The following is a 14,428-nucleotide window of genomic DNA, read 5'->3' on the forward strand; positions in this document are numbered from 1 at the left end:
CCCCCCACCATGCCCCCATGCCGCCCCGGCATCAACCGTGCGCGCCAAACTGGTTGGCGATCGCCGTGCTGATCCGCAGGGCCAGCGTGTTGGCGCGCTCGATCGGATCGATGAAGCGGGCGTGGATCGCGCTGTAACCGGTCGCGGCGTCATCGGGATAGTCGCTCGGCTCGTCCACGGTGAAGTCCCCGATCTGCGGGAAGCTGACCGGGAAGGCGCGGCGCAGCTGGGCCAGTGCTTCATCGATCCGCAGGGTAAAGACCATCTCCAGCACGTCCTCACGCGCGATGTCATTGGCGCGGCTGAACTTGGGGACGGAGACCGCGCGCAGGAACATGTGCTGCAGCAGGGCCAGCCGCAGCGCCTGAAGCACTCCCAGCTGGCGGCGTGTATGCTCGCGCCCTTCCAGCGGGGCCTCGTCCGGGATCAGCGCCAGCAGCCGGTGCAGCTTGAGCGCATCGACGCGCAGGCGCGAGGCGAGGCGGCGGAACACCCCGGCGCGGTCATCGGTGGTGAGGTATTCGGCCAGCGCCAGGCAGGCATCGGACACTTCCTGTTCGTCCCCGCGATAGGGACGGCTGGCCCAATAGGCGGAATTGAACAGTTCTCCGAAGGCCGCGACCGTCTTGATGCTGGCCAGCGCATTGGCGCTGCGCACCAGCCGCACCAGCTGCCGCCCGCGCGCAGAGCCGCGCAACAGGGCGGCGATTTCTTCATAGTTCCCTTCCGCCGCGCTGCCGAACCCGCCGATCACGTTGACCGGATAGCCCAGCTGCTGCAGCACCGCATTGTGCGGGATCGCGCGGATCTGGCGCAGGCTCATCTGGCGGTCGGCGGCCAGATCGCTCTGGCGGCGGCTCTTGCGGCTGCCCGTGTCGTTGAGCATGCCCAGCCCGAATGCCGTAACCGCGCGGCTATAGGTCTGGCTGACCAGCTGGGCCTGCTGAAACCGCCGGATCGCGCGGTAGAAATCGAGGGAAAGGTCCGTGCGGCGATAGAACGGATCGGTCGGCGCTTGCGCGTCGGTCTCGGCCGGGGCCAGTTCCGCAAAGCGGGTCAGCGTGGCCAGCGCCAGTTCGGGCGTGCCAAAGAACAGATAGCCATCGCCGCCCTGAAAACTCACCTCGGGCTCAAGCCGGATCCCGGCGCGGACAAACCGCCGCCGCGACCACGGGGAAAGCGGCCAGGCCAGCCGGTCCTCGAAACTGCCGGGATGCGCCCCGCGCCCCATGCTTTCGCCATGGGTGTTGAACACCAGCGCGGCCAGATCGGTCAGGCCATTGGCGGCCATCGCTTCTGACAAACGCCCTTGCAGTCGCTCGATCGCGAGGGCAGCGGGGATCTGCCCGACGAACCGCCCGGCGTCGGAAAACCCGGTCTGGATCGCCACCCGCCCGCGCACCTTGGCATAGTCGCGATAGGCCGGTTCGGCGAGCAGCGCGTCGAGGAACCGCCCGCCATGTTCCAGCGCGCTTTCGGTTTCGAACAAGGGCGATACGTCGACTTTGTCCGCGATCCCGAACAGCCGTGCGAAATAGAGCGCGGCAAGCATGGTGGTCGGCTGTTCGCATTCGGCCACCAGCATGCGGATCGGCGCGTCGCTGTCCACATGGTGCAGGATCTGCGCCATGGCCAGGAACTGGCGCACGGCGGTGCTGTTTTCGATCCCCAGCGCGGCAAAATTGCTGCGCAGCGGGCGCACTTCGGCCAGCAATTCGCGCATCCGCACCAGCGCGGCCTGACTGGCCAGATCCAGCGTGCCATCGGGATCGATCCGGCGGCGGATCGCGTTTTGCAGTTGCGATGAGTTCACGCGGAAATGGATCCAGCCCATCCCCAGCCCGTCGGCGCGCATCGCCGCAGCGGCGATCAGCAGTACTTCGGCGGCGGCATCTTCCGCTTGCGCTGCGCGCGCTTCCAGTTCGGCGATTACCCCTGCCAGGCTGGTCAGCTTGTCAGGATGGGCAGCGGTCAGCGCATTGGCGGCGGCGGATAGCGCGGCCGGCTCGCCAAGGTCCGCAGCGAACAGTGCGGCCATTTCGGCGGCGCGCAAGGCGGCACGGTTCAGCTGATCGGCCAGATCAGGCGCGGCGGCGCGCAGTGTGGCGGCATAGCCAGCCAGCCGCTCGGCCTTTTCGGACAGGCGATAGCGCAGCGAAGTGGACCACGAAATGTCGGTCCGCCCGTCCATGTCATAGCCGACCCAGCTGGCAAAGCGCAGCGGCAGGGGTGCCAGTTCGCGCCAGCGCTCCGGCCAGGCCTTGCGCGCGGCGGCAAACAGCCGGGCATTGATCGCATCGCGCGCCGCCGCGCCGCGGGCAATCGCGGCCATGGCCTGCTGGTGCTCGCTGTCCAGCGTGATCGTATCGCGCGCATGGGGGGCAATGCAGGCCGAACCGCTCTGCATCGACTGGTCGGTCACGGTCTGGGCGACGGCTGCGGACTGGGTCCGGGTCAGCAGGAAGGTCGGGTGGCCGGTGAATACCACATGGACCAGCGGCTTGCCCCATTTGGCGGCGAAGGCATCAAAGCTGTCCGCCGCCGCGCAGGCATCGATCCGGGTCAGGTTTTCGGCCGGATCGAGCGGCGCGACCAGCCCGGAAAGCCGCCCGGCCCGTGCCGTCAGCCCCTCGCACTCCAGCTCGGCCACCAGATTTTCCAGCTGGGCAAAATCCAGCTCGCCACTTTCGATCTGCCGCGACAGTTCCAGCCCCAGCTGGAACACCGGATTGAACAACGGCGTTTCGCGCGTGCGGGCGTGGAGTTCTTCCAGACGGGCGTCGAGTTCGGCAATTCTGCTCATGCGCGGCTCCTGCGGGGGCATGGAATGCGCCGGGCTATCACTCGCTGCTGCGCTGCACCATAGGGGTTGATGCGAATACGATTGTGGGGGTGGGTGTGCGCAGCCGTGCCACCTTCGTCACCCTGAACTTGTTTCAGGGTCCATCTGGCCACATCCCCGCAGTTGCCGAAGACGCGCATGGGCCGCCGCATGGCCTTGTCACCGACCACCAGGCTCGGGGGCGAAATGGACCCTGAAACAAGTTCAGGGTGACAGGCGGGTGGGGGGTTGGTGAGAGGCCGCCCCACCCCCTCACAAGAAGTTGTTCGGCCAGATCATCGTGCGCCACATATGGGCGCTGGGGCTGTCATCGTGGCCCAGCCCTGCTTCCGGCTGGCGGAAATTGCGGGCGATGATGTCGGTGAAGATTTCGGGATCGACCGGGGTCATGTCTTCGAAGAAGTAGATGTCGTTGATCGTCACGGTGCGGCTGGTCATGTACCATTTGTGGTTGCGGGCCACTGCCATGTCGCGGCGGAGATATTCGGGCAGTTGATCGCGGTATTCGGCGCCAAAGAACCAGTCATAATTGCCGGGGTAATCGTAACCCGCTTCGGGATCGGGAAGATAGCGCAGCGCCTGGTGGTACTTGATTGCCCAGGCCACTTCCTCGCTGACATAGGGGGCGACGATCTGCGCGCTCCAGTATCCGTGATCGGGGCGGACCAGGCAGCCGTTGGAAATGTCATGCAGCAGGCAGGCCATCACCACGGTATCGCTGTGCCCGCCGTCCAGCGCGCGCTTGGCGCTGCCGAGCAGGTGGCGGACGGTGAAATCGCCGAACCGGCAGCGGAAGAAATCCATCAGCGTGGGGCGTTGGGGCATGCGCGGCAGGGCGGGATTATCGCCCATCATCATCACCGCGTTGTCTTTCAGGCGGTCCAGCACATCGGGTTCCGGGTCTGGCGCGCCGGTGCCGATCCAGCCGATCGGGCTGGACAGGATCAGCCGCTCCCGCCCGGCCTGGGGAAAGGGATGGTCGCCATGGTCAGGGTGTCCGCACATGGGGGCCAGCCTTGCCACCCCGCGCGCCGCCGCGCAATTGCAGGAACGATTTTCCTACACGGGCGTAATCTGGTATGGTGTGATTATCAGATTGTAAAATACAGATATTTGTCGACTTCAAGGAAGGCAAAGGTCACAAAGGTCACACAGTGCAAAACAGCGATTCCGCGTGACTTTTGTGACCTTTGTGACCTTTGTGACCTTTGTGACCTTTGTGACTTTCACCCGCCCGTGGCGCGATAGGCAGTCAGCCGGGCCACGGCCTCGTCCAGGGTCGCATCGGTCTTGGCAAAGCACAGCCGCAGATAGCCTTGCTCGGGCCGCTCGGCATAGAAGGCGCTGACCGGGATCGCGGCGACCCCGGCCTCGCGCAGCAGCTGTTCGGCCAGCGCGACGTCATCCGTGGCGGGCAGGCCCGATGTGGCGAGATCGACCACCACGAACCAGGTGCCGTCGGCCGGCAGCAGGACAAAGCCGGCGGCGGTCAGGCCGGCAACCAGCCGTTCGCGCGCTGCTGCATAGCGGGCGCGGTGGGACTGGTGCCACTGGGCTGGCAGGGCCAGCCCTTCGGCGGCGGCCCATTGCAGCGGAGTGGCGGTGGTAAAGGTCAGGAACTGGTGCTGCTGCGCCGCTGCTGCCAGCAAGCGCGGGGCGGCGACGATCCAGCCGACTTTCCACCCGGTCATCGAAAACAGCTTGCCCGCCGACCCGATCTTGAAGGTCCGCCCCCGCAGGCTCGGGATTGCCAGGGTCGACGTGAAAGGCGCACTGCCAAAGGTCATCCCCTCCCACACCTCATCCGAGATCACATAAAGGTTGTGGCGCTCTGCCAGCGCACCGATCCCTTCCAGCGCGGCGCGGTCAAGCAGGGCGCCCGCCGGGTTGTTGGGGCTGTTGAGGACGATCGCGCGGGTGCGCGGGCCAATCGCGGCTTCCAGCGCGGCCAGGTCCAGCGTCCAGTGCGGAGGCGTCAGGCTGACCAGTCTGACCGTGCCGCCCGCGCGCTGAACCAGCGGCAGGTAAGCGTCATAAAGCGGCTGGATCAGCACCACCTCGTCGCCCGGACGGACCACGGCCAGGATCGCGCTGGCCAGTGCCTCGGTCGCGCCGGAGGTGACCATGACTTCGTCCGCGCTGATGCCAAGCCCTTGGTGCAGCGCATAGTAATCCGCCACGGCCCCGCGCAACGCGGGCAGGCCGCGCATCGGCGGGTACTGGTTGGACTGATCCCTGAGCGCGCGGCAGGCGGCTTCAACCAGCTCGGCGGGTTCGGGCATGTCGGGAAAGCCCTGGCCCAGGTTGATCGCGCCAAGCTCTGCCGACAGGCGGGACATCCGCTCGAACACGGTGGTGGTCAATCGGGGCAGGTCATCGCGCTGGGTCATTTCCGGCACACTCGCCCGTGCCCGGCGCCCGCGTCAAGCACACCGGGGCAGAATCATCCCGCCGGTCAGCGACCGGCAGCGGCAGAAACGGGGTGCGATTGTTGCCCAACTGCCGCATTCCTGCGGCTTTCGCACGACCCACTGTGGCCATTACGTTACGGAAAGCAGGGAAACTAAGGGATCGATTAAAACGGGTTGTCAAGCGGCTCCCATGGTGTTCTATTCGTATGCGCAACCGCCCGGTAAAGGGACGGGCCAATGAGGAGAGTGGGCTGATGAGGGTGAAATTGACCCTGCTTGCCGGTGCATGCGCCGGCGCAATCGCGTTTCCTGCCTATGCGCAGGACAAGGCTGCCGAAGACAACAGCGACGGCACCGAAATCATCGTTACCGCACAGCGCACCAATCAGCGCCTGCAGGACGTGCCGATCGCCGTTTCGGCTTTCAATAGCGAAGCGCTGGAAAAGCAGCAGATCAAGAACACGTCGGACCTTCAGCTCACGCTGCCGAACGTCACTTTCACCAAGACCAACTTCACTTCGGCCAGCTTCACGATCCGCGGGATCGGTGACCTCTGCGTCGGCGTGACCTGCGACAGCGCGACCGCGATCCACCTGAACGACGCGCCGCTGTTCGGCACTCGCCTGTTCGAAGGTGAATTCTACGACCTTTCCCAGGTCGAAGTGCTGCGCGGGCCGCAGGGCACCCTGTTCGGCCGCAACGCCACCTCGGGCGTGGTCAACTTCCGCACCGCACGGCCTGACCTGTCGGGCATGGGCGCCAGCGCGGAAGCCGAATATGGCAACTATAACGGCGTCAAGTTCAAGGGCATGGTCAATGCCCCGCTCAGCGATGCGATCGGCGTGCGCCTCTCGGGCTTCTATCTGAACCGCGACGGTTACACCAAGAACCTCTATGACAATTCGCGGATCGATGACCGCGACATGTACGGTCTGCGCGGCTCGCTGCGGATCGAACCCGGCACTGGCACTACCATCGACGTGATGGCCCAGTACTTCCATGAACGCGACAGCCGCATGCGCATCCAGAAGCAGCTGTGCCAACGCGACCCGACCGGCGTGATGGGCTGCCTCAACGGCGGGCGTCCGTTTGAAACCACCAATGCCAACACCACCTTTGTCGGCGTGCTGACCAGCCGCGAATTCTTCGCGACCCAGGGTCTGCCCACCGCACTGGCGCTTGGCAGCATCTATGGTGCCGATCCCTATGCCGGCGTGGTCAATCCGGCCGATTACCGCACGGTCGATACCGACACCAATCCCAGCTATTACACCCAGGAATGGATCGTCCAGGGCAGCATCGATCAGGAACTGGGTGAGAACTTCTCGCTCAAGCTTGGTGGGAACTGGCAGAAGGTCGATCTGGATTCGAGCCAGGATTACAACAACTCGGTCCAGAACCGCGCTGGCTTTGCTACTGCGCTGAACACCCTGGCCGTGTTTGCTGCAAATGGCATCCCGACCGGCATTGCCTCACCGGCCTTCGTGCCCGGGTCCTCGGCCTATTTCGCGCCGATTGCCGCCGCGCTGATGCCCAATGGCCCGAACGGCGCACTGTGCACCTCGCTGCCGGAAGAAACCGGCACCGGCGCGTTTGGCGGACACAAGGTCTGCGGCAGCTCGCCGCTGGACTTTGACCGTTCGAACCAGAACCAGTCGAGCTGGAGCACGGAAGCCATTCTGTCTTCAAAGTTTGACGGGCCGTTCAACTTCCTGATCGGCGGCATCTATGCCAAGCTGCACCTGACCGAGAACAGCTACTACGTGGACTCGTTCGGGATTGACTACTTCACCGGTCTGGTCGGGGCGTTCACTTCGTTCTCGAACAGCCTGCCGCCGAGCTATCTGGCCACCCCGACCTATCGCAACAACTCTGACGACATTGTCGTCAAGAGCCACGGGATCTTCGGCGAAGCCTATTACCAGTTCAACGACAAAATGAAGCTGACCCTTGGTCTGCGCTACAACAACGACGAAAAGGACATCACGGCTCGCACCACGCTGGCCAGCTTCCTGGCGCCGTTCAGCTCGACCAATGCCTATGCTTCGCCGTTCATCGGGTCGTATGATGCCGATGCCGGCACGGCGGGCAATCAGCTGTTCCAGACCCGCAAGGTGAAGTTCAGCGAGTGGACTGGCCGTGCCGTGCTCGATTATCAGATCACGCCGGACAACCTGCTCTACTTCTCGTACTCGCGGGGCTACAAGTCGGGCGGTATCAACCCGCCGCTGTCGCCGGTCTTCTCGGTTCCGGAAAGCTTCAAGCCGGAATTCGTCGATGCCTTTGAAATGGGCTCGAAGAACAACTTCGGCCCGATGCAGCTGAACCTGACCGGCTTCTACTACAAGTACAAGGATCTCCAGCTGTCGCGCATCGTTGCCCGTACCTCGGTCAACGACAACGTCAGCGCGACGATCTATGGTCTGGAAGCCGAAGCGGTCTTCCGTCCGAGCCGTGAGCTGTCGATCAACATGAACGCCAGCTACCTCAACGCCAAGGTTTCGCAGGACAAGATGCTTGCCAACCCGCGTGACTTCGGCGGTGGCCGGGCGGATTCGGTGATCATCAAGGATCTGACCAACGGTGCCAACTGCGCCGTCGCGCCGAACACGGCCGGCAACGCTGCGGGGGCCAACGGGTTCGTCAATCAGGTCAACACGATCATCAACGCCGGGCTTGCCGCGCCGCTCAAGGCGGGTGCGGGTCTGCGGCCGACCACGGCTTTCCCGACTGGCAGTGGTCTGGCTTCGACCGGTGCCTTCAGCGTCTGCGCGGTGCTCAGTGCCCTCGCGCCGACGTTGGGTGCAGCGTCGTTTGGCGGCGTGACGGTGTTCTCCTCGGGGATCCCGGTCAACATCAAGAACAACAAGTTGCCCGGTGCGCCGGACTACAAGTTCTCGGCGGGCGTGCAGTACGCTGCTCCGCTGGGTGGTGACATGACCCTGACCCCGCGTGCGGACTTCATCTACACCGGCAAGTCGTTCGGCAACATCTTCAACGGCACGGTCAACGAGATCCCGAGCTTCACCCAGGTGAACGCTCAGCTGCAGCTCGATGGGCCGGACAAGAAGTGGTATGCCCGCGCCTGGGTGCAGAACCTGTTCGACAAGGACTCGATCACCGGTCTCTACGTGACCGACCAGTCCTCGGGTAACTACACCAACATCTTCACGCTTGAACCGCGCCGTTATGGCATCACGGCCGGGGTGAAGTTCTAAGCGTCTGACTTAAGCACTCCTGGGAGGGATGCTGAACGGGCGGGGCTCCGGGCGACAAGCCCGGGGCCCCGCTTGTTTCACAATGGCGGCGTTCACAGTGGCCGCGCTGTTGCCGCGCAGCGACTGTTCCGGAATGGAGCATGGTCCATCGCAAGGCGGTTGACTCACTCCGCCCCCGCGTTCCAATCGCGGCAACGGGTCAGCACGGATGGACAAAATGGCGGATTTCCCCGCAGCAACACTCAATACCTGGCAGGACCGGATGGCCGAACTGGCCTTTGCCTGTGCCAGTGCCGCTACTAGCGAAGCGGACGAACAGATCATGGCTGCGCATGGCCTGCTGGCCGGGGCTCCGGGGGAATGGGGACGGCGCTTTGCCGGGCTCCCCGATCGTGCTGCCTTGCTCCGCCTGATCGGCGCGGGCGGGGCGAGCAGTGCTGCTCTGGCCTTGCTCGAAGGACGCGCGGGCCTGCTGATCTCGCAGGCGCCGGGCGGATGCCCGATGGCAACCGTTGTGTTTGAAGGGCTTACCGGTGAAGCCAGCGCTGAAGGGGACTGTCTGGCCACAGCGCTGATCGGGGCCATGGCAGCGGCGCTGGCTGGTCCCGCGCTCAAGCTGGATGGGCACCAGGCGGCGATCGGTCCTGCTGCGGGGGCGCGGCTCAACTGACCCTGAAAAAGAAGGCACCCCAGCCGGGACGGGACGGTGGCCGGGGCACCTTCAAACGGGACAGTGTCTTGGTACGTGCCTTCCTTCCAGGACTTGATTGGCGCAGGGTTGCCCCGCGCAGGCCCTGAATAGCCTGTCATGGTTAGCCCGGCGCTAGCAGCCGGTTAAGTGCGAATCCTTAGGGTCAAGACCTGTTAACCGCGCCTTCGAGGTTTGAGTCAGAATGGCTCAGGGCCAGGAAGGAAGGCCCGGGAATATGTCGATATTTCAAGACTTCCTGACGAAGCGCTGGGCCATTCTGGCCAAATCCCTGCGGGACGGCAGAATGGCTTCCATCTCGGACACAAATCCCCTTGGAAAGGCCACCAGCCTTCCCGGCGGGAATTTGCGTCCGATATGTTCGCCATTCTGCCGCCTCGAAGGCGCGGTTAGTAGGTCCTGACCCCAGGCTCAGCTCCGCAGCCGCTGCTGCAAATCCTGCAATCCGATCCGTTCCACCCCGCTCGCGGCGCAATCAGCCTGCAGCAAGGCTGCGATTGCGTGCTGCTGCTGGGCAATCAGGTCGATCGATTGCAGCGCGGTCAGGTGGCGTTCGACAAAAGCGGGATCGGCGCACAGTTCGGCACCCAGCCGCTCGATCTCGTGGCCCAGTTCGGCCAGGATCGCGGCGGCGCGCTGGATGGTAGCGGCATGGACCGCTTCGTCGGACACCGGCTCAGGCCGCTTCGGCCAGTTCCTCGCCAGCGCTGAGCGCGGCAAGGCTGAGCACCTGGACCATATGGTCATCGATTGCGGCCAGCCCTTCGAGGAACTGGACCACGCTTTCGGCCCCGGTGCTGGGTGCAGGCTGGAGCGAATCCTGCGGCAGGGTGACGATGTCGCTGACCGATTCAACGATCCAGCCACTGATCTGCCCGCCCAGCTGCGTAACAATGATCGCATGGCGGCTGGTCGCCTCGGTCGCTGGCCAGCCCAGCCGTGCAGCCAGATCGACCACCGGCAGCACCGTGCCGCGCAAATTGACCACGCCTGCAACATGTGCGGGGACGCGGGGCAGCTTGGTAACGGGGGTCCAGGCGCGGATCTCGCGGATCGCCATGATGTCGAGCGCAAAGACCTGACCGGCCACTTCGAAGGTGATGAGTTCGCGGGACATTGCTTGGTTCTCCTTGGGCAATCAGTGGGTGACGCGGCGCACGGCGGCGACCAGCTTTTCGGCGTCGAACGGTTTGACGATCCAGCCGGTCGCCCCGGCGGCACGGGCGCGGGCCTTCTTCTCGTCGGAACTTTCGGTGGTCAGGACCAGGATCGGGCGATCGCGGTGGCGGCTGCCGGCGCGCAGCCGTTCGATCAAACCAAAGCCATCAAGCCGCGGCATGTTGATATCGGTGATCACCACGTCGACCTCATTAAGCGCGAGCCATTCGAGCGCGGAAATGCCGTCGTCGGCCTGGGCCACGTCGAACCCCTGGGTGCTGAGCGCATGATTGAGCAGCGCGCGCATCGAGGCGCTGTCATCGACGGTAAGAATGCGGGTTGGCTTGGACATCGCTGGTCTCGCTCTCGGGTCAGAACAGTTCGACTTCGCCGCTGGCGGCGCTGGGTCGGTGGATCGGTTGGGGGGCAGGGGCCATATCGTTTTCGACCATGCGGCAACGGACCTGGCCGCTCGCCGGACGAAAATCGACCCGCCGGGCATTGGTGCCGCCCAGGTCTTCCTTGATCAGCGGGATCCGCTCATGCTGCAGGAAGGTTCGGGCGAATTCGGCATTGGCGCTGCCAATCCGTGCCATGTTGGCATGCAGGTTCGCGCCGCCATAGAGATGCGCACGCAACCGGGTCTTGCTGGCGCCGTGGGCCAACATCTGGTTGATCAGCACTTCCATCAGATAGACGCCGTAATGCTCGTCCACTTCGGCCGCTTTCTGGCTGGAATGGGGTTCGGCCAGCAGGAAGTGGTTCATCCCGCCCAGTTCGATTTCGGGATCGAACAGGCAGGTGGAAACGCAGCTGCCCAGCACGGTGGTCAATTCCACCCGCGGGCCCGCGCTGACCAAGGCCTGGCCCTGCATCACGGTGATGCGGGTGATCGGTTTGGCAGACAGGGTGGGCTGATGCAGCATCGGGTCAGGCCGCCTTGCGGAACGCGTGGTAGGCGATCTTGTCGATCGGGGCGACGATCCCGGCGGCGCCCAGCGAGATCGCGGCGCGCGGCATGCCAAAGACGGTGCAGGTTGCCTCGTCCTGGGCGATTGTCCAGGCGCCGGCCCGGGCCATGGCGAGCAGGCCTCTCGCGCCGTCGCTGCCCATCCCGGTCAGCAGCACACCAACCGCGCGGGCCCCGACTGCATCGGCAACCGAATCGAACATCACGTCCACGCTGGGAATGTGACCCGACACCGGATCACCCTGGCGCAGTTTGGCATAATGCGCGCCTGATCCGCCCACGGTCAGGTGCCGGTCACCGCCCGGTGCCAGATAGACATGGCCCGCGCGCAGCGGCATGTCGCTTTCCGCCAGGACAACCTTGGCCGGGCAGGCCAGGTCAAGCGTCTTGGCAATGGCCGGCGCGAAGCGGGCGTTGACGTGCTGGACGATCAGGGTTGGCGGGCAATCCTCGGGAAAGCCGCGCAGCAGGATCTGCAGGGCTTCAACCCCGCCGGTCGATGCCCCGATCGCGATCATCCGCGTATCGCCCCCGATCGAGGCGCGCGCTTCATTGGTGACTTTGGGGGAAATCGGCCAGCGATCGGAAAAGCGTACCCGGGCGGCTTCGCGGATCAGGCTGGCCAGCTTGCCCTGATCGTTGAGCGGCAGGCCGCCGGTGCGGTCAGACTTGGCATAGCAATCGACCGCCCCCAGCGCGAGCGCGCGGGCCGTCGCCTCGGTCCCTTCCTGGGTCGATCCGGACACCACGATCACCGGAGTGGGGCGCAGCTTCATGATCTTTTCCAGGAAATCGAGCCCGTTCATCCCCGGCATTTCGACGTCGAGCGTGACCACATCGGGGTTCATCGCCCGCATCAGTTCGCGCCCTTCGGCGGCGTTGGCCGCCGTGCCGATCACGCGAATATCCGGCTCTTCGGCCAGCCGCGACATCAGGATCGCGCGCATGGTGGCCGAATCGTCGATGATCAGAACCCGAATAGTCATCGCGCACTCCGCTGGTAGATGGTGGGACCGACCGGAGCGAGCAGCCGGGCGGCAGGCCCGGTCACGCGCTCGCTGTGGCCGATGTACAGATAGCCGCCGGGACGCAGCATTTCGGCAAAGCGTTCGACCAGCCGTTCCTTGGTCGGATTGTCGAAATAGATCATCACGTTGCGGCAAAAGATCACATCAAACCGGCCGCGCATCGGCCAGTCCTGCAGCAGGTTGAGCTCGCGGAAGCGGACCAGATCGCGGACCAGATCGCCGATCACGGCCTCGCCGCCCTGCACCTGGGCCCAGGCCCGACGCAGCGGTTCGGGGACCGGTTCGATCTCGCTCACGCCATAAGTCGCCGCGCGTGCCTTGGTCAGGGCGTGGGTCGCGAGGTCTGATGCCAGTACGCGCAGGTTGCGCTTGGCCAGCACGGCGCCTGCGGGGCGGTCCGGCCCGAGCAGAGTCATCAGCAGCGACCAGGTCTCCTCGCCGCTGGAACAGCCCGCCGACCAGATCCGGACTTTCTCGCCGCGCTCCAGCGCGCTGACCAGTTCGGGACGGGCCACGGCGGCCAGATGCTCGAAATGGTGGGCTTCGCGGTAGAAGAAAGTGTGGTTGGTGGTCAGCGCCTTGATCGCGCGCATCCGCTGCGCTTCGTCCACCCGCATCTGTTCGACAAAGGCGGCAAAGGTGCCGACCCCGGCCTCGCGGACCAGCGGGGCCAGCCGCGAATAGACCAGCATCGCCTTGCCCTGGGGCAGGACAATCCCGGCATGAGCGTGAACAATATTGCTCACCGCCTTGAAATCGGCCGGGCCATAGACCTCCGGGCTGATCCCCGGCAGGCTGGAGGAAAAGGCGTTGGCGATGCTCATGCCGCCTCGGCCAGGTTGGGCGTGGTCAGCGCGCGGGTGACCAGCCCATCAACGTCAAGGATCAAGGCCACCTGGCCATCGCCCAGGATCGTCGCCCCGGCCACACCTTCTACCGCGCGGTAATGGGTATCGAGGCTCTTGATCACGAACTGGCGCTGGTCGCTGATCGTATCGACCAGCAAGGCGGCCTGCCCGGAACTTTCGGTATCGACCACGATCAGCACGCCCTGATCGGGATCCTGCACCGCCTGGCCGGAACCCAGCAGGTTGTGCAGGGGCAGCACCGGGATGAATTTGCCGCGCACGTTCAGCATGTGGCGGTTCGCTCCCAGCCCGCGCACTTCGCCCGGTCCGGGGCGCAGGCTTTCGACCACGTGGGCCAGCGGGACGACCAGCGTCTGTTCACCCACCGATACGATCATCCCGTCGGATATGGCCAGAGTAAGTGGCAGCGTCAGGGTAAAGGTCGTGCCTTTGCCGGGTTCGCTTTCGATCGTGATCCGGCCGCCCAGCTCCTTCACGTTCTGGCGCACCACATCCATGCCCACCCCGCGTCCGGAAATGCTGGATACGGTGGCGGCGGTGGAAAAGCCGGGGGCGAAGATCAGGTGATCGATCTCTTCCTTGGAAAGCGGCGCATCGGCCGCGACCAGTCCCTTCTCGACCGCTTTGGCAAACACCCGGTCACGGTCGATCCCGCGTCCGTCATCGGCGATCTTGATCAGGATCCGGCCCGAACGGTGTTCAGCCGAAAGCGTCAGGGTGCCTTCAGAATTCTTGCCGCTGGCCAGCCGTTCCTCGGCCGGTTCGATCCCGTGATCGACCGCGTTGCGAATCAGGTGGGTAAGCGGTTCACCCAGCCGTTCGATCACGGTCTTGTCGAGTTCGGTGCCTTCACCGACCAGGTCAAGCTTGACATGCTTGCCGGTTGAACTGGCCAGTTCGCGCAGGATCCGGGGGACCCGGCTGAACACCGAACCGATCGGCTGGGCGCGGATCGCCATGGCGCTTTCCTGGATGTCGCGGGTGAGCGATTCGAGCAATGCCAGCTCCTCGATCCCGGACAGACCCTCGCTGGTCAGGCGCTGGGCCAGCATCGCCTGGGCAATCACCACTTCGCCCACCGTATCAATCAGCCGGTCCAGTTTGGCGAGGTCGATCCGGATCGAGGGACCCGGCGCGGCGGCGGCGACGGACTTTTCAGCCGGAGCAGCAGCAGGCGCGGGCGTGCCCGGTGCGGGCGCGGCGGCCGCCGGGGTGGCGGCGGC

At 64.9% G+C, this 14,428-nt stretch carries 12 protein-coding genes; 2 read left to right on the top strand and 10 right to left on the bottom strand.

Annotated elements, in window-relative coordinates:
- Nucleotides 1–31: 31 nt before the first annotated feature.
- The 3 genes from MNBBLIKP_RS05540 to MNBBLIKP_RS05550 all read right to left on the bottom strand — a co-directional run bounded on the left by MNBBLIKP_RS05540 (nt 32) and on the right by MNBBLIKP_RS05550 (nt 5,232).
- Nucleotides 32–2,803 carry a phosphoenolpyruvate carboxylase gene (locus tag MNBBLIKP_RS05540; RefSeq protein ID WP_088308279.1) on the bottom strand — a complete coding sequence of 924 codons (2,772 nt, stop codon included), beginning with the start codon at nt 2,801–2,803 and terminating at the stop codon, nt 32–34.
- Nucleotides 2,804–3,094: 291 nt separating this feature from the next.
- Nucleotides 3,095–3,847 carry an HD domain-containing protein gene (locus tag MNBBLIKP_RS05545; protein WP_088308281.1) on the bottom strand — a complete coding sequence of 251 codons (753 nt, stop codon included), beginning with the start codon at nt 3,845–3,847 and terminating at the stop codon, nt 3,095–3,097.
- A gap of 221 nt (nt 3,848–4,068) precedes the next feature.
- Nucleotides 4,069–5,232 (bottom strand): aminotransferase, encoded by a 1,164-nt coding sequence (locus MNBBLIKP_RS05550; protein WP_088308283.1) that lies wholly within the window; start codon nt 5,230–5,232, stop codon nt 4,069–4,071.
- A 275-nt stretch (nt 5,233–5,507) separates the two neighbouring features.
- Here MNBBLIKP_RS05550 and MNBBLIKP_RS05555 point away from each other — a divergent pair, with 275 nt between their 5' ends.
- Complete coding sequence (locus tag MNBBLIKP_RS05555) at nt 5,508–8,471, top strand: TonB-dependent receptor (RefSeq protein WP_088308333.1); 2,964 nt, start codon at nt 5,508–5,510, stop codon at nt 8,469–8,471.
- A 217-nt stretch (nt 8,472–8,688) separates the two neighbouring features.
- Nucleotides 8,689–9,141, top strand: coding sequence for a hypothetical protein (locus MNBBLIKP_RS05560; protein ID WP_140420531.1), 453 nt, complete (start codon nt 8,689–8,691; stop codon nt 9,139–9,141).
- A gap of 450 nt (nt 9,142–9,591) precedes the next feature.
- On the opposite strand, the gene MNBBLIKP_RS05565 is transcribed toward MNBBLIKP_RS05560, so the two are convergent.
- From MNBBLIKP_RS05565 to MNBBLIKP_RS05595, 7 genes are all read right to left on the bottom strand, one after another.
- Entirely contained in the window at nt 9,592–9,852 is a 261-nt protein-coding gene (locus MNBBLIKP_RS05565; protein ID WP_088308287.1) for a hypothetical protein, read from the bottom strand.
- A gap of 4 nt (nt 9,853–9,856) precedes the next feature.
- Nucleotides 9,857–10,297: a chemotaxis protein CheW gene (locus tag MNBBLIKP_RS05570; RefSeq protein WP_088308289.1), complete on the bottom strand. Its 441-nt coding sequence runs from the start codon at nt 10,295–10,297 to the stop codon at nt 9,857–9,859.
- A gap of 21 nt (nt 10,298–10,318) precedes the next feature.
- On the bottom strand, nt 10,319–10,690 hold the full coding sequence (locus MNBBLIKP_RS05575) for a response regulator (RefSeq protein ID WP_088308291.1): 372 nt from the start codon (nt 10,688–10,690) through the stop codon (nt 10,319–10,321).
- A gap of 19 nt (nt 10,691–10,709) precedes the next feature.
- Complete coding sequence (locus tag MNBBLIKP_RS05580) at nt 10,710–11,264, bottom strand: chemotaxis protein CheD (protein ID WP_088308293.1); 555 nt, start codon at nt 11,262–11,264, stop codon at nt 10,710–10,712.
- 4 nt (nt 11,265–11,268) lie between these two features.
- Nucleotides 11,269–12,294 (bottom strand): protein-glutamate methylesterase/protein-glutamine glutaminase, encoded by a 1,026-nt coding sequence (locus tag MNBBLIKP_RS05585; protein ID WP_088308295.1) that lies wholly within the window; start codon nt 12,292–12,294, stop codon nt 11,269–11,271.
- The gene (locus MNBBLIKP_RS05590; protein ID WP_088308297.1) at nt 12,291–13,160 is read right to left on the bottom strand and encodes a CheR family methyltransferase; all 870 of its coding nucleotides are present in this window, start codon (nt 13,158–13,160) and stop codon (nt 12,291–12,293) included. The genes MNBBLIKP_RS05585 and MNBBLIKP_RS05590 overlap by 4 nt, the downstream gene beginning before the upstream one ends.
- Nucleotides 13,157–14,428, bottom strand: a 1,272-nt coding sequence (locus MNBBLIKP_RS05595; protein WP_140420532.1) for a chemotaxis protein CheA, incomplete at its 5' end; no start/stop codon positions are given. The genes MNBBLIKP_RS05595 and MNBBLIKP_RS05590, both read right to left, overlap by 4 nt.

This window comes from Novosphingobium sp. B 225 (genome assembly GCF_002198665.1).
GTDB lineage: Bacteria > Pseudomonadota > Alphaproteobacteria > Sphingomonadales > Sphingomonadaceae > Novosphingobium.

Excerpts from the sequence above, each read along its gene's own strand:
- MNBBLIKP_RS05585 (WP_088308295.1), bottom strand. The coding sequence starts at position 12,294 with ATGACTATTCGGGTTCTGATCATCGACGATTCGGCCACCATGCGCGCG.
- MNBBLIKP_RS05550 (WP_088308283.1), bottom strand. The coding sequence starts at position 5,232 with ATGACCCAGCGCGATGACCTGCCCCGATTGACCACCACCGTGTTCGAG.
- MNBBLIKP_RS05580 (WP_088308293.1), bottom strand. The coding sequence starts at position 11,264 with ATGCTGCATCAGCCCACCCTGTCTGCCAAACCGATCACCCGCATCACC.
- MNBBLIKP_RS05570 (WP_088308289.1), bottom strand. The coding sequence starts at position 10,297 with ATGTCCCGCGAACTCATCACCTTCGAAGTGGCCGGTCAGGTCTTTGCG.
- MNBBLIKP_RS05575 (WP_088308291.1), bottom strand. The coding sequence starts at position 10,690 with ATGTCCAAGCCAACCCGCATTCTTACCGTCGATGACAGCGCCTCGATG.
- MNBBLIKP_RS05555 (WP_088308333.1), top strand. The coding sequence starts at position 5,508 with ATGAGGGTGAAATTGACCCTGCTTGCCGGTGCATGCGCCGGCGCAATC.
- MNBBLIKP_RS05590 (WP_088308297.1), bottom strand. The coding sequence starts at position 13,160 with ATGAGCATCGCCAACGCCTTTTCCTCCAGCCTGCCGGGGATCAGCCCG.
- MNBBLIKP_RS05545 (WP_088308281.1), bottom strand. The coding sequence starts at position 3,847 with ATGTGCGGACACCCTGACCATGGCGACCATCCCTTTCCCCAGGCCGGG.
- MNBBLIKP_RS05540 (WP_088308279.1), bottom strand. The coding sequence starts at position 2,803 with ATGAGCAGAATTGCCGAACTCGACGCCCGTCTGGAAGAACTCCACGCC.
- MNBBLIKP_RS05560 (WP_140420531.1), top strand. The coding sequence starts at position 8,689 with ATGGCGGATTTCCCCGCAGCAACACTCAATACCTGGCAGGACCGGATG.